Annotated in this window: 15 protein-coding genes; 8 read left to right on the top strand and 7 right to left on the bottom strand. The window is 61.6% G+C overall.

What is annotated here, in order from left to right; translation table 11 throughout:
* Positions 1-19: 19 nt before the first annotated feature.
* Positions 20-331 (top strand): YqfO family protein, encoded by a 312-nt coding sequence (locus FFS64_RS07240; RefSeq protein WP_137804796.1) that lies wholly within the window; start codon positions 20-22, stop codon positions 329-331.
* A gap of 134 nt (positions 332-465) precedes the next feature.
* Here FFS64_RS07240 and nagE read toward each other — a convergent pair whose 3' ends face one another.
* The 7 genes from nagE to FFS64_RS07205 form a co-directional block, all read right to left on the bottom strand.
* A complete protein-coding gene (gene nagE, locus FFS64_RS07235) occupies positions 466-2,181 on the bottom strand; it encodes an N-acetylglucosamine-specific PTS transporter subunit IIBC (protein ID WP_137804795.1) in 1,716 nt (571 codons plus the stop codon).
* 30 nt (positions 2,182-2,211) lie between these two features.
* Positions 2,212-4,728, bottom strand: coding sequence for a phosphoenolpyruvate--protein phosphotransferase (gene ptsP / locus FFS64_RS07230; protein WP_137804794.1), 2,517 nt, complete (start codon positions 4,726-4,728; stop codon positions 2,212-2,214).
* A 55-nt stretch (positions 4,729-4,783) separates the two neighbouring features.
* Positions 4,784-5,806 carry an SIS domain-containing protein gene (locus FFS64_RS07225; protein ID WP_137804793.1) on the bottom strand — a complete coding sequence of 341 codons (1,023 nt, stop codon included), beginning with the start codon at positions 5,804-5,806 and terminating at the stop codon, positions 4,784-4,786.
* The gene (gene nagA, locus FFS64_RS07220; protein WP_137804792.1) at positions 5,787-6,893 is read right to left on the bottom strand and encodes an N-acetylglucosamine-6-phosphate deacetylase; all 1,107 of its coding nucleotides are present in this window, start codon (positions 6,891-6,893) and stop codon (positions 5,787-5,789) included. Before nagA ends, FFS64_RS07225 begins: the two co-directional genes overlap by 20 nt.
* A 54-nt stretch (positions 6,894-6,947) precedes the next feature.
* Positions 6,948-7,679: a GntR family transcriptional regulator gene (locus tag FFS64_RS07215; RefSeq protein WP_137804791.1), complete on the bottom strand. Its 732-nt coding sequence runs from the start codon at positions 7,677-7,679 to the stop codon at positions 6,948-6,950.
* 376 nt (positions 7,680-8,055) lie between these two features.
* Positions 8,056-8,559: a murein L,D-transpeptidase family protein gene (locus FFS64_RS07210; protein WP_137804790.1), complete on the bottom strand. Its 504-nt coding sequence runs from the start codon at positions 8,557-8,559 to the stop codon at positions 8,056-8,058.
* A 49-nt stretch (positions 8,560-8,608) separates the two neighbouring features.
* Complete coding sequence (locus tag FFS64_RS07205; protein WP_137804789.1) at positions 8,609-9,157, bottom strand: NUDIX hydrolase; 549 nt, start codon at positions 9,155-9,157, stop codon at positions 8,609-8,611.
* 147 nt (positions 9,158-9,304) lie between these two features.
* Between FFS64_RS07205 and FFS64_RS07200 the strand changes: the two genes are divergently transcribed.
* From FFS64_RS07200 to guaB, 7 genes are all read left to right on the top strand, one after another.
* Entirely contained in the window at positions 9,305-9,904 is a 600-nt protein-coding gene (locus FFS64_RS07200) for a CoA pyrophosphatase (protein ID WP_137804788.1), read from the top strand.
* Positions 9,905-9,952: 48 nt separating this feature from the next.
* Positions 9,953-10,477, top strand: coding sequence for a gamma carbonic anhydrase family protein (locus FFS64_RS07195; RefSeq protein ID WP_095193742.1), 525 nt, complete (start codon positions 9,953-9,955; stop codon positions 10,475-10,477).
* Positions 10,474-10,689 (top strand): DUF1289 domain-containing protein, encoded by a 216-nt coding sequence (locus tag FFS64_RS07190; RefSeq protein ID WP_137804787.1) that lies wholly within the window; start codon positions 10,474-10,476, stop codon positions 10,687-10,689. Before FFS64_RS07195 ends, FFS64_RS07190 begins: the two co-directional genes overlap by 4 nt.
* Before the next feature lie 151 nt (positions 10,690-10,840).
* On the top strand, positions 10,841-11,308 hold the full coding sequence (locus FFS64_RS07185; protein WP_137804786.1) for a VUT family protein: 468 nt from the start codon (positions 10,841-10,843) through the stop codon (positions 11,306-11,308).
* A 100-nt stretch (positions 11,309-11,408) separates the two neighbouring features.
* Complete coding sequence (gene purT / locus FFS64_RS07180) at positions 11,409-12,590, top strand: formate-dependent phosphoribosylglycinamide formyltransferase (RefSeq protein WP_137804883.1); 1,182 nt, start codon at positions 11,409-11,411, stop codon at positions 12,588-12,590.
* 204 nt (positions 12,591-12,794) lie between these two features.
* Positions 12,795-13,343 carry a sugar ABC transporter ATPase gene (locus tag FFS64_RS07175; RefSeq protein ID WP_095193737.1) on the top strand — a complete coding sequence of 183 codons (549 nt, stop codon included), beginning with the start codon at positions 12,795-12,797 and terminating at the stop codon, positions 13,341-13,343.
* 114 nt (positions 13,344-13,457) lie between these two features.
* A complete protein-coding gene (gene guaB / locus FFS64_RS07170) occupies positions 13,458-14,927 on the top strand; it encodes an IMP dehydrogenase (RefSeq protein ID WP_077047833.1) in 1,470 nt (489 codons plus the stop codon).
* Positions 14,928-15,012: the final 85 nt, after the last annotated feature.

Genomic DNA, 15,012 nt, shown 5'->3' with positions numbered 1-15,012 from the left:
AGCAGGTGAACTGAAGGCTATGCATAAGCTTTCCTTTTTTGTTCCCGACAGTCATGTCGACGTGGTCAAAAGTGCCGTATTCGCCGCCGGTGGCGGGCGGATCGGTGCTTACGACCACTGTGCGTGGCAAGTGTTGGGGCTTGGCCAGTTTCGACCATTAGACGGCAGTCAGCCGTTCATTGGTGAAGCGGGGCAAGTCGAGCAGGTCGAGGAATGGAAGGTTGAGCTGGTGGTGGCCGATGAGTTGATTCGATCGGTGGTGGCGGCTCTGAAACAGAGCCATCCCTACGAGACACCGGCGTATGAGGTGTGGCGGTTGGAGGATTTCTGATCTTCCAGGCTGCTGTAATGAAAAACCCGCTGAGAGTGATTTCAGCGGGTTTTTTAATGCCCCAGGTTTTGTGGTGACAATCGGGGTCTCATCGCTGGCAAGCCAGCGATGGCGGCCTGCCAGACAACTCACAACTACACCTTGGCACTCACCTCACTGCGATTGACCAACGCTTCCAGCGCCTCACTCAAACTTGCGGCCTTGTCGCCCACCAACAGATGCCAGATGCCGCCCTCAAGCTGACTCACCCCCTGACAACCCAGCGCCTTCAAATCGCACTCCGACAATGCCTTGCCATCGGCCAGTTGCAGGCGAATCCGGGTCATGGCCACGCAGTTCAGTTGCAGCACGTTGTCGCCACCGCCCAGGGCATTTAGCCATTGTCGGGCTTCGGGCGCCGCCATGGCGACAGGGGGCGGTGCGCCTACTGTAGCGGCCGGTGTGGAGATCAATGCGCGACCCAATGCCGGCATCGCCAGGCGAATCTCATCGGCAATGCTGTCGGCCATCGGCCCGACCACCACCTGCAAACTGCCGCCCTTGCCCGGCCGTACCACGGCCATGGCACCCAGCGCTTTCAAGTCCGCATCCGACGCTTTGTTGCGATCCACCATGTCCAGTCGCAGGCGCGTGGTGCAGGCGCCGACGGTGATGAGGTTTTCGGCACCACCCAAGGCCTTGATGTAGGCCCCGGCACGGTCGCTTTCAGCCACGGCAGCCTTTTCGGTCGCGGCGGTGTCTTCCCGGCCCGGTGTCTTGAGGTTGAAACGGCGAATGCAGAAATCGAACACCAGGTAGTAGATCAGTGCATAGACCAGGCCTACCGGCACCACCCGCCAGCCATTGGTGGATTTGCCCCAGCCGAGGATCATGTCGATGAAGCCGCCGGAAAAGGTGAAGCCGAGGTGGATGTTCAGCAGGTTGGTGACGGCCATGGACAGGCCGGTCAGCAGCGCGTGTAGCAAGAACAACAGCGGTGCGAGGAACATGAAGGCGAATTCGATGGGTTCGGTGACGCCGGTCAGGAATGAGGTCAGGGCCATCGACAGGAAAATCCCGCCCATGATTTTGCGTCGCTCCGGCAGGGCGTTGCGGTACATCGCCAGGCAGGCGGCGGGCAGGCCGAAGAGCATCACAGGGAACATGCCGGTCATGAACTGGCCGCCTTTCGGGTCGCCGGCAAAGTAGCGCGATATATCGCCGGTCACCAGGGCGCCCGTGGTCGGGTCGGTGAAGTTGCCGAATACGAACCAAGCCATGTTGTTGATGATGTGGTGCAGGCCGGTGACGATCAGCAGGCGGTTGAGCACACCGAAAATGAACGCACCGATGCTGCCACTTTCCAGCAGTAATGCGCCGAAGCCGTTGATGCCGTGCTGGACCGGTGGCCAGATCAGGCCGAACACCACGCCCAGCCCGACTGCGCTGAAACCGGTGACAATCGGCACGAAACGCCGGCCGCCGAAGAACGCCAGGTACTCCGGCAACTTGATGTCCTTGAACCGGTTGTACAGCGCACCGGCCATCAAACCGCTGATGATCCCGGCGAGCATGCCCATGTTGATGCTCGCATCCAGCACCTTGAGCGTGGACACCATCACCAGATAACCGATGGCCCCGGCCAGGCCGGCCGTGCCGTTGTTGTCCTTGGCGAACCCGACGGCGATGCCGATGGCGAAGATCAGTGCCAGGTTGGCGAAAATTACCTGGCCGGCGTCGTGGATGATCGCGATGTTCAACAGGTCCGTGTCGCCCAGGCGCAGCAGCAGGCCGGCAATCGGCAGGATTGCGATCGGCAGCATCAGCGCGCGGCCGAGGCGCTGCAGGCCTTCGATGAAGTATTGGTACATGGCGGTTCTCCCTGGATTTTTTGTTGTTCTTTAGCTCAGAGGCCAATGCTGGTGACAGGCATGACGTACTGCCGAGGCGCTGCTCAGCTTGAGCAGGTCCTGGCTGATGCGACGGCATTCGCTGGCGTCGAGGTGGCGTACGCGGTCCTTGATTTCACCGATCTGCACCGGGCTCACCGACAGTTCGCTCACGCCCAGCCCGATCAGCACCGGCGTGGCCAGCGGATCGGAGGCCAGCGCGCCACAAACCCCGACCCAGCGCTTGTGCTGCGCAGCACCGGCACAGGTCTGCGCGATCAAGCGCAGCAGCGCCGGGTGCAGGGCGTCGACCCTTGAGGCGAGGCCGGCATGGTCGCGGTCCATGGCCAGGGTGTATTGCGACAAATCGTTGGTGCCGATGGACAGGAAGTCCGCGTGTTCGGCCAGTTGTTCGGCCAGCAGTGCGGCGGCCGGGACTTCGATCATCACCCCCAGCTTCGGGCGCTCGCTCAAGCCCAGTTCGATGCACAAGGCGTCGAGGCGCTGGCGGATGTGCAGTAGCTCGTCGACTTCGGTGACCATCGGCAACAGGATTCGACAACGGGACAACGGCGTGACGTGCAGCAGCGCACGCAGTTGCTGGTCGAGCAGTTCCGGGCGGGCCTGGGCCAGACGAATGCCGCGCAGGCCCAGTACCGGGTTCGCTTCGGCGGGCAAGGGCAGATAGTCGAGTTGCTTGTCGCCGCCGACGTCGATGGTGCGGATGATCACCGACTTGTCGCCCATGGCATCGAGGACCGCTTGATAGGCGCGATGCTGCTCCTGTTCGTCCGGCGCGGTATTGCGGTCGACAAACAGAAACTCGGTACGCAACAGGCCGACGCCATCCGCTCCGTTGGCCAAGGCATCCGCGGCTTCGGCGCTGGAGGCGACATTGGCGGCGACCTCGATGCGCTGGCCATCCTGGGTTTGCGCCGGGCTATGCGCCTGGGTCTGTTGCTCGGCGCGGCGTTTCTGATGGTCAAGCTGCGCCTGATGCACCTCAGCCAGGCGTCCGGCGCTTGGCATCAGTTCGAGACGACCACCGTCCGCGTCCAGCACGACCGCCTGGCCCTGTTCCTGATCCAGCAGCGATGAGCCCAGCGCGACCAGGCAGGGCAAGCCTTTGCCCCGCGCGAGAATCGCCACATGGGACGTCGCGCCACCCTCGGCCATGCACAACCCGGCGACACCTTGCTGGCTCAGTTGCAGCAGATCGGACGGAGTCAGCTCGTGAGCGGCGACGATGGCGCCGGGCGGTACGTCGTAATGCCAAGCCTCACCGAGCAGGGCGCGCAGCACCCGTTGCTTGAGGTCACGCAGGTCGTTGGCGCGTTCAGCCAACAGCGAACTGCCCAGTTGCTGGAGTACGTCGCACTGCACGTCGATCGATCGGCTCCAGGCGTGGGTCGCCGCCGTGCCGTGGTCGATGGACAGATGGGCCGCGTCCAGCAATGCCGGGTCTTCCAGCAGCGCGAGATGGGCGGCGAAGATGGCTTCTTCGTCAGTATTCTTGTGTTTTCTGGCCTGGGCCAAGGTGCCGGCGATTTCACTGCGGACCTGGCTCAGTGCGCAATCGAGGGTTTGCCGTTGTTGCGCCGGATCGTTGTGCCCGGCATCCGCAGGCAGGCTGATGGCGTTCAAGCGCAACAGTGGCCCGCCGACCAGCCCCGCAGAGGCGCAAACGCCATGCAACACGCCGGCTTCAGCCACTCGGTTGCGTTGGATCATCGGTGGCGGGGCCGCGGCGTGATGTTCTTCGGGCAGTGCCGTGGACAGCGCGGTCAACAAGGCTTGCAGTGCCGCTTCGGCGTCCGGACCCTGGCAACTGACCTGCACTTCGTCCTGCTCGCCGATGGCCAAGCCCATCAGGCCGATCAGACTGTCGCATTTCGCCGATTTACCGGCGAAGTGCAACTGCGATTTGCTCTTGAAACCCTGGGCGGTCTGTCGAATCAACGCGGCTGGCCGCGCATGCAAACCGCCACGGTGGGCAATGCGGATGTGGCCGACCATTTCTTCGCCGGCCATCTCCATGTCCGCCTGCGCGCCCGCGCCATGGCGGCGGATGATGTGTAGCAACGGCTCGCCGACTTTCACCGATTTGAGGGTGATGGGGCGGGCCTGAAAGTCCTGGCTGTTGGTGAGGATCAGCAGGCTGACCAGGCTTTTGCACTGTTGCGCGACCTGGTCCTGGTCGTAGCGCAGCAGCGGCTGGCCGTTGGCAACCCGTGCGCCTTCCTGAACCAGCATCGAAAAGCCCCGGCCTTGCAGTTCGACCGTGTCGAGGCCCAGGTGCAGCAGCAGTTCGGCGCCGTTGTCGGCCCGCAGGGTCACGGCGTGGCCCGTGCGCGCGACGTGTACCACGACACCGGCGCATGGCGCGTGCAGGGTGTCGTTCAACGGGTCGATGGCGATCCCGTCGCCCATGGCGCCGCTGGCAAACACCGCATCCGGGACTTTGGCGAGCGTGAGCACCGGGCCGCTGAGCGGGGCGCTGAGGGTCAGCTCTTTATTGTTGTTGTGCATGGCTCGGTCTCATCAGGAAAAACGACGGTTCGGATCAACCCGGGGGGCGTTGCCTTTAATGGGTACGCGTCACTTTGCTCAGGTGTCGCGGCTGGTCCGGGTCCATGCCGCGTGCAACCGCCAGCCCGGCGGCCATCACATAGAAACTCTGGATCGCAAGGATCGGATCGAGGGCCGGGTGTTCGGCGCGGGTCAGGGTCAGGTCGCGCTCGCTCACGTCATCCGGCGCCGCCAGCAATACCCGTGCACCGCGCTGACGCATGTCCGCCGCCAGGCTCAACAGGCCGGCTTGTTCGGCACCGCGTGGGGCGAAAATCAGCAATGGGTAGTGCTCGTCGATCAGCGCCATGGGGCCGTGGCGGACTTCGGCGCTGCTGAAGGCTTCGGCCTGAATCGCCGAGGTTTCCTTGAATTTGAGCGCCGCTTCCTGAGCGATGGCGAAACCGGCGCCACGGCCGATCACCATCAAGCGCTGGCAATCGCGCAGGGCCTCGATAGCCAGGCTCCAGTCCTGCCGCGCGGCATCGCGCAAGCCTTCGGGCAAGGCGAGGCCGGCTTCGAGCAGTTCGGCATCTTCTTTCCAGTGGCCGATCAACCGGGCGCTGGCACTGAGGGTTGCGATAAAACTCTTGGTCGCGGCGACGCTACTTTCAATGCCGGCCAGCAGTGGCAGGCTGAATTCACAGGCGGCCTCCAGTGGCGAGTCGACGGCGTTGACCATCGAGATGCTCAGCGCGCCGCGTTTGCGCAACAGGCGCAGGCTGTTGACCAGGTCCGGGCTCTGCCCCGATTGCGAAAAGGCGAACGCCACCTGACCGCTGACTTTCAACGGCGCCTGCTGCATGGTCACCACCGACATCGGCAGCGATGCCACCGGGATGCCCAGCAACTGCATGGTCAGGTAGGCGAAATAATTGGCGGCGTGGTCGGAACTGCCGCGGGCCACGGTCATGGCCACTTGCGGTGGCTGACGGCGCAAGCGTCCGGCGATCTCGATCATCGGTGGATCGAGTTGCTGCAATTGGGCTTGCACGGCCTCGAACGAGGACAGCGCCTCTTCAAGCATTTTTGAAGTCAATGTCTTCTCCTTCGACCATGACGGCGGTCAGTTTCAGTGTGCGATCCAGCCGCACGCAGTCGGCCCAGGCACCCGTTTGCAGGCGCCCGCGCTCGGTGAGGCCGAGGTAATCGGCGGGAAATTGCGACAGGCGTTGCGAGGCCTCGGCGATCGGCAAACCGATCTTCACCAGATTGCGCAGGGCCTGATCCATGGTCAGGGTGCTGCCGGCCAGGGTGCCGTCGGGCAGGCGTACGCCGCCCAGGCATTTGGTCACGGTGTGGCTGCCGAGCTTGTATTCGCCGTCGGGCATACCCGCTGCGGCGGTCGAGTCGGTCACGCAATACAGGCACGGGATCGAGCGCAGGGCAACGCGCATCGCGCCGGGGTGCACGTGCAGCAAGTCCGGGATCAGTTCGGCATATTTGGCGTGGGCCAGCGCCGCCCCGACAATGCCCGGCTCGCGGTGATGCAACGGACTCATGGCGTTGTAGAGGTGAGTGAAACTGGTGGCACCGGCTTCCAGCGCGGCGACGCCTTCTTCGTAACTGCCGAGGGTATGGCCGATCTGCATGCGTACACCGCGGGCGCTAAGGGCGCGGATCAGCGCATCGTGGCCGGCGATTTCCGGGGCGATGGTGATGACGCGAATCGGCGCCAGGGCCAGGTATTGCTCGACTTCGGCCATCATCGCGGTGTGGGCGAAGTTCGGTTGCGCGCCGAGTTTGCCGGGATTGATGTAGGGGCCTTCGAGGTGCACGCCCAGCACCCGGGCGCTACCCTTGGGTCGATCCAGACAGAACTCGCCGACGGCTTTGAGCACCCTGGTGATTTCTTCGCTCGGCGCGGTCATGGTAGTGGCCAGCAGCGAGGTGGTGCCGAAACGAACATGGGTCCGGGTGATGGTTTCGAAGGCGGACGCGCCTTCCATGATGTCTTTGCCGCCACCGCCGTGAACGTGCAGGTCGATGAAACCCGGCAGCAGATAGGGCAGGTCGTTGTCCGCCGGATCGCAGGGCACGCCTAAGATGGACACGACCTTGCCGTGTTCGTGGACCAGCCGGCCGCGAACCCAGCCGTCGGCGGTGAGGATGTTGTCTTCGGACATGAATCGGTTCTCGGTTGATCGATCAGCGGCGTGGCTTTCTATCGACGAAGCTCATCATCGACGGAGCTCTGCGACAAAGTCGTAGTAATCATTGCGGCAATAGGTGTCGGTGACTTCGATGGGCGTGTTGTCTTCGAGGTAGCCGACCCGGGTCATCAGCAACATGGCGGTGCCGGGGGCGATGCCTACCAGCGCGGCGAACTCGTCCGAGGCGTTGATGGCCTGTATGTGCTGCAAGGCGCGCACGACAGGTTTGCCGATGCCGTCGAGGTATTCGTAAAGGGAATCGCCCACTGCCTGCGGTTTGGGAATGATCGAGGCGGGCAGGGTACTCATCTCGATGGCCATCACCGTGTCGTCGGCCTTACGCAGGCGTTTCATGCGTGCCACCTTGTCGTTGGGCGACAGGCCGAGACGGATCAGCTCTTCGTGGGTCGGCAGGGTGATTTCCCGCTCCAGCCATTGCGAACCGGGAACAAAACCCTTGAGGCGCAACATTTCGCTGAAGCCCGACAGGCGCGACAGCGGTTGTTCCAGGCGTGGGGTGATGAACGTGCCGGAACCCTGGTTGCGACGGATCAAGCCCTGTTCGAACAACACTTCCAGTGCCTTGCGTGCGGTGACGCGGGAAATGCCCAGCATTTCGCTGAGGTTGCGTTCCGATGGCATTGCCTGTTCGGCTTTCCACTGGCCGGCATGGATCGCCGCTTCCAGGTTGCGCGCCAGTTGCAGGTACAACGGTGTGGGCTGGGTATCGTCGGGGCGCAGGGCGTGGAGGTCGTTCATGTGCGGTTTCCGATGCGGATATTGGAGTGTTGTCGCTCGGTGCTGGGTGAAAACTAATACCACTTGAATACCATGTCAACGCAGTGTCCTGGCTTAAGACAGAGAGAAACCGGCCTGTTCAGGTGTTTTGGGAAGGGGTTGGTTTTAAGTGGTATTAGAGGTGAGGATTTTGAACGCAAAGATCGCAGCCTTCGGCAGCGCCCACGGATGGAAGTGGTATCTGCCCTGTAGGCGCTGCCGAAGGCTGCGATTTTTTGAATTTTTTTTTGGAGGGCGACCGAAGGTAGCGGTCAACAGAAGAAATCACAGCTGGCGCGATGAATTGTGGAGAGTGGATAAATCCCCTCTCCACAGTGGCCTTCGCAGGCTCGGGGGATTACGGACGGATTTCGATCATCGTGCCGTCCGGCACCAGGTTCCAGATTTCGCGCATGTCCATGTTGCGCATGGCGATGCAGCCGTCGGTCCAGTCCAGCGTGTGGAACAGGTCTTCAGGGTTGTCTTCGGTGTCGGGGGTGCCATGGATCATGATCATGCCGCCGGGATCGACGCCTTCACGTCGTGAGCGAGCGGAGTCGCTGATGTTCGGGTAGGAGATGTGCATGGCCAGGTTGAAGCGGTCGCTGACCTTGCGCCAGTCGAGCCAGTAGAAACCTTCCGGCGTGCGTTTATCGCCCTCCATCAGTTTCGGCCCTATGGGGCGCTTGCCCAGGGAAATGCGATAGGTCTTGAGCGGCTTGCCGTCATTGATCAATTGCAATTGGTGGGCAGACTTGAGAACCAGGACTTTCTCAATGACCTTGCCGTCCAGGGATCCCACGGCAGACGCCTGGGACACCGAAACGAACGACAAGCAGAACAGGGCAAGCAACCAGCGCATTGAAACGATTCCCCAGGAGGTGTCGCGACTATTTATTTATAGATGTTTTTTAGTTGGCAGGCTGAGCAAGCGGCGGGATCGATTCAGACCGTACGGGGTAGACCTCGGTCCGCCGGTCAGCGAAGAAGCATTCTAAGGTACGGCCCACTGTGCGGAAAGCCAGCTCGTCCCAAGGGATGTCCGCTTCGTCGAATAATTGCACTTCGAGGCTCTCGGGACCGGCGGCAAAGTCCAGGTCCGCCAGTTCGGCGCGGAAGAACACGTGCACCTGGCTGATATGCGGCACATCGATCAGCGTATAGATACTCAGGTTGCGCACCCGGGCGCAGGCTTCCTCGGCGGTTTCACGAATGGCCGCCTGTTCGATGGTTTCGCCGTTTTCCATGAAACCGGCGGGCAGGGTCCAGTAACCCAGCCGAGGCTCGATGGCGCGTCGGCACAGCAGGACCCTGGTGCCCCAGGTTGCCAGGCAGCCGGCGACGATATTGGGGTTCTGGTAATGAATGGTGTGGCAACTGTCGCAGACAAAACGCAGGCGTGAATCGCCTTCGGGAATGCGTTGGGTCACCGGGTTGCCGCACTGACTGCAAAATTTCATGCTTGGGTTCCTGAATGCTGCGCCTATCTTGGCGTGCGGCGGTGTCTGTCGGCAAGTTGTCGTTTCGCGACACGCCGCCATCCGGGGGGTTGGGCGACCGAAGCGATTGGTGCATGATGCAAGGTAAGGCACAAATCGAGAACACTCATGCTGGACGAGCTACTGCATCGGGTAAGTAACCATACACCGCGCGCGCTGGAGACTGACCGACGTTTCCCCGAGGCTGCCGTATTGGTGCCCATTACCCGCAGTGACGAGCCGGAACTGGTGCTGACGTTGCGTGCCAGCGGGCTCTCGACCCATGGCGGCGAAGTCGCCTTCCCCGGTGGCCGGCGTGACCCCGAAGACCCGGACCTGATTTTCACCGCCCTGCGCGAAGCCGAAGAAGAGATCGGCCTGCCGCCGGGACTGGTCGAAGTGATCGGTCCGCTGAGTCCGCTGATCTCCCTGCACGGCATCAAAGTCACGCCCTATGTTGGCGTAATTCCGGATTTCGTCGAGTACCAGGCCAACGATGCCGAAATCGCCGCGGTGTTCAGCGTCCCGCTGGAGTTCTTCCGCAAGGACCCGCGCGAGCACACCCATCGCATCGATTACCAGGGCCGCAGTTGGTACGTGCCGAGCTATCGCTATGGCGAGTACAAGATCTGGGGACTGACCGCGATCATGGTCGTCGAGTTGATCAACCTGCTCTATGACGCCAAGATCAGCCTGCATCAACCGCCAAAAAGCTTTATCAATACCTGAAGCCATCATTCGAATGGCCTGAACACGTGACGCCTTGAGGACAACACAATGAAATACCGCTTGGGCGACGCCCGTGTCGAGACCCACCCGGACAGCTGGGTCGCACCCAACGCCGTGCTGGTGGGCAAGGTCAAGCTGGAAGAGGGCGCCAACGTCTGGTTCAACGCCGTGCTGCGCGGCGATAACGAGTTGATCCTGATCGGCAAGAACAGCAATGTCCAGGACGGCACCGTGATGCACACCGACATGGGCTACCCGCTGACCATCGGCACCGGCGTGACCATCGGCCACAACGCCATGCTGCATGGCTGCACCGTGGGCGACTACAGCCTGATCGGTATCAACGCAGTGATTCTCAACGGCGCGAAGATCGGCAAGAACTGCATCATCGGCGCCAATTCGCTGATCGGCGAAGGCAAGGAGATTCCGGACGGTTCGCTGGTCATGGGCTCGCCGGGCAAAGTGGTGCGCGAACTGACCGAGCCGCAGAAGAAAATGCTCGAAGCCAGCGCCGCCCACTATGTGCATAACTCGCGGCGTTATGCCCGCGACTTGGCTGAGCAGGAACAATGACTACGCCAGAACGTCCGGTGTTATCACCCTGCGTGAATATTTGTGCGCTGGACGACGATGACATCTGCACCGGGTGCCAGCGCACAGTGGAAGAAATCACCCGCTGGAGCCGGATGGACAATGCCGAGCGGCGCAAGGTGCTGGAGTTGTGTCATGAACGGGCAAAATCCAGTGGATTGGTGTGGATGATCGGGACCAAATCGCAGAATTGAGGCGCTTTTTTCTGTAGGAGCGAGCTCGCTCGCGATGGACTCAAAAACACCTCGGGGAACCAGATTACCCGCGTAATCGTTAACGACTATCGCGAGCAAGCTCGCTCCTACAGTACCCTGCACGCCAAATTCACAGGTACTCCCACACTTCATGCTCTTCCTCATCGCCTACATCAGCAGCGTCGTGCTGATCAACTACGCCTTTTCCACCGCCCCGGACCTGGACATCATCTGGTCAGCCTGGGGCGGCCTGGTGTTCGTGCTGCGCGACATGGTGCAAACCCGCTTCGGCCACGGCGCGATCGCGGCGATGCTGGCGGCGCTGGTGTTGTCCTATGTGACGTCCGATCCGTCCATCGCCCTGGCCAGCGCTACGGCGTTCGCGGTGTCCGAGTGCATTGACTGGCTGGTGTTCAGCATCACCAAACGCCCGCTGCACGACCGCCTGTGGATAAGTTCGGCCCTGAGCATTCCTCTGGATACTTTTATCTTCTTCGGCATGATCGATGCGCTGACCCCTGGCGTGATCCTCACCGCACTGGGCTCGAAGTTCGCCGGTGTGACCGCCGTGTGGCTGATCATGGCCTGGCGCCTGCGCAAACAGGTTGTCGTCGGCTGAAGCCAAACCCCGCGGTTCATGTAAAATGCCGCGTTTTCTCCCATGGGATGCGCGCCCGGCGTTGCATTCCTCGATGATCCGCTTCCTTGAGGACCTTCAGATGACCCGTATCGGAACTCCATTGTCGCCCACAGCGACCCGCGTATTGATGTGTGGTTGTGGCGAGTTGGGCAAGGAAGTGGTGATCGAGCTGCAACGCCTGGGCGTTGAAGTGATTGCCGTGGACCGTTACGCCAATGCGCCGGCCATGCAGGTTGCCCACCGCAGTCACGTGATCAACATGCTCGATGGTGCAGCCCTGCGTGCGGTGATCGAAGCCGAGAAGCCGCACTTCATCGTGCCGGAAATCGAAGCCATCGCCACTTCGACCCTGGTGGAGCTGGAAGCCGAAGGCTTCACCGTGATCCCGACCGCACGTGCCGCCCAACTGACCATGAACCGCGAAGGCATCCGTCGCCTGGCCGCCGAAGAGCTGGACCTGCCGACCTCGCCGTACCACTTCGCCGACACCTTCGAGGACTACAGCAAAGCGGTCGAAGACCTCGGTTTCCCATGCGTGGTCAAGCCGGTCATGAGTTCGTCGGGCAAAGGCCAGAGCCTGTTGCGCAGCGTCGATGACGTGCAGAAGGCCTGGGATTACGCGCAAGAAGGCGGCCGTGCCGGTAAAGGTCGGGTGATCATCGAAGGCTTCATCGATTTCGACTACGAAATCACCCTGTTGACCGTGCGTCATGTCGGCGGCACCACATTCCTCGCGCCGGTCGGCCACCGTCAGGAGAAGGGCGACTACCAGGAATCCTGGCAGCCGCAAGCCATGAGCCCGATCGCCCTGGCTGAGTCCGAGCGCGTCGCTAAAGCCGTGACCGAGGCCCTGGGCGGTCGCGGTCTGTTTGGCGTCGAGCTGTTCATCAAAGGTGATCAGGTGTGGTTCAGCGAAGTCTCGCCGCGCCCGCACGACACCGGCATGGTCACAATGATTTCCCAGGATTTGTCACAGTTCGCCCTGCATGCACGGGCGATCCTCGGCTTGCCGATCCCGGTGGTGCGCCAGTTCGGGCCTTCGGCTTCGGCGGTGATCCTGGTGGAAGGTCAGTCGACCCAGACCGCTTTCGCCAATCTCGGCGCCGCATTGAGCGAGCCGGATACCGCGCTGCGTCTGTTCGGCAAGCCTGAAGTCAATGGCCAGCGCCGGATGGGGGTGGCACTGGCACGCGACGAGTCGATCGAAACTGCTCGCGCCAAGGCCACCCGCGCGTCGCAGGCGGTGGTTGTCGAGCTGTAAAAACCTTCATGGGCCGGCCTGTTTCCCTGTGGGAGCGGGCTTGCCCGCGATGGCGGTGTGTCAGCCGAAATAGATGCCGGATTTGCCGGCCTCTTCGCGGGCAAGCCCGCTCCCACAGGTTTAGCGATCCGCCTCGGGTTTACGGGGCGACCTATAATTCGTGGATGCTCAAGTCCCCTCATCAATGTTCCAGGCCTGTACCCCATGAACTCGCAAAGCATCATCGTCCCGAAAATCTCCACGCTGCCGGTGCATGAGCCCCGGGCGCGGGCGATCGTGCGTTGGCTGGTCCGCAAAAACATCATCAAGGAAGAGCTCACAACGTGCGGTCGCACAGGCAATCGCATGGCCCACGCCATCGGTGAAGGCGCACGCGATGTGGTCCTGCACCCGGAAGCCCTGCCGTTCGGCGAGCCGATCAATGGGCTGGAGATCATCACCAAGCGCTGCATCTATACGCCGGCCAAGGGTTTTTTGGGCGAAGCGGGTTGTGCCGAGTGTCGCAAGGAAATCGGCGAAGCGCTGTTTGAAAGCCTGGAAGACTGGATGCCGGGGCGCACCGACAACTTCACCTGTCCCGAATGCGGGCATGAAGATGACATCAACGGCTTTCTGTTCCTGCAGGAATGCGGCTTCTCCAATTTGGGCTTCATCTTCAACAATTGGGCCGAAGCGGGGTTCAAGCAGGCATTTCTCGACGAATTTGCCGATTGGCTGGATCAGCCTGTCAGTTGGGTGAAAGTCGAACTGTAGGAGAAAAACACCCGTCGATCACTGCGTCGATAATAGACAGAGTTTTACATTGAACCCGAGGGGGTGTCTGACTATAATGGCGCGCTTCCATTTTCCCGCTCGGGAGCCCCCGCGATGCTGCGTATCAGCCAAGAAGCTCTGACATTCGACGACATTCTCCTAGTGCCCGGTTATTCCGAGGTGCTTCCTAACGAAGTCAGTCTCAAAACCCGCCTTACCCGTGGCATCGAGCTGAATATTCCACTGGTTTCCGCCGCAATGGACACCGTCACTGAAGCCCGTCTGGCAATCGCCATGGCTCAGGAAGGTGGCATCGGCATCATCCACAAGAACATGACCATCGAGCAGCAAGCTGCCGAAGTCCGCAAGGTCAAGAAGTTCGAAGCCGGTGTCGTCAAGGACCCGATCACCATCGAGGCTGATGCCACGGTTCGTGACTTGTTCGAACTGACCCGCCTGCACAACATTTCCGGCGTTCCGGTATTGCACGATGGCGACCTGGTCGGCATCGTCACTTCCCGTGACGTGCGTTTCGAAAACCGTCTGGACGCCAGTGTCCGTGAAGTGATGACGCCTAAAGAGCGCCTGGTCACGGTCAAGGAAGGCGCCGACAAGAACGACGTTCGCGAATTGCTGCACAAGCACCGCATCGAACGCGTCCTGATCGTCGACGACAAGTTCGCCCTCAAGGGCATGATGACCGTCAACGACATCGAAAAAGCCAAGGCCTACCCACTGGCCAGCAAGGACGATCAAGGTCGTCTGCGCGTTGGCGCTGCCGTCGGTACCGGTAAAGACACCGGTGACCGCGTTGCCGCCCTGGTCAATGCCGGCGTTGACGTGGTGGTGGTCGACACCGCCCACGGTCACTCCAAAGGCGTGATCGACCGCGTTCGCTGGGTCAAACAGAATTTCCCTGAAGTGCAGGTCATCGGCGGCAACATCGCCACCGGCGCCGCCGCCAAGGCCCTGGCCGAAGCCGGCGCTGACGCCGTCAAGGTCGGTATCGGCCCCGGCTCGATCTGCACCACCCGTATCGTCGCCGGTGTCGGCGTCCCGCAAATCAGTGCCATCGCCAACGTCGCCGCTGCCCTTGAAGGCACCGGCGTTCCGTTGATCGCCGACGGCGGCATCCGCTTCTCCGGTGACCTGTCCAAGGCCATCGTTGCCGGTGCTTCCTGTGTGATGATGGGCTCGATGTTCGCCGGTACCGAAGAGGCCCCTGGCGAGATCGAACTGTTCCAGGGCCGTTCGTACAAGGCTTACCGCGGCATGGGTTCGCTGGGCGCCATGTCCCAGGCTCAAGGTTCCTCCGACCGTTACTTCCAGGACTCCTCTGCAGGCGCCGAGAAGCTGGTTCCGGAAGGCATCGAAGGGCGTGTTCCGTACAAGGGCACCCTGAGCGCCATCATCCATCAACTGATGGGCGGCCTGCGTTCTTCCATGGGCTACACCGGTAGCGCCAACATCGAAGAAATGCGCACCAAGCCTGAGTTCGTGCGGATCACCGGCGCCGGCATGGCCGAGTCCCACGTCCACGACGTGCAGATCACCAAGGAAGCGCCAAACTACCGCGTAGGTTGAGCCTTCAAGCAAATCGTTAAGCAACCGGGGCTGTTTTATTCAGCCCCGAGTTGTTTCTGAATCACGACTGTTACTGAATGACTTA

Source organism: Pseudomonas sp. G(2018) (assembly GCF_005502415.1).
Lineage (GTDB): Bacteria > Pseudomonadota > Gammaproteobacteria > Pseudomonadales > Pseudomonadaceae > Aquipseudomonas.
The sequence above is the reverse complement of the archived record's forward strand: the minus strand, read 5'-3'. Positions and strand labels throughout refer to the sequence as shown.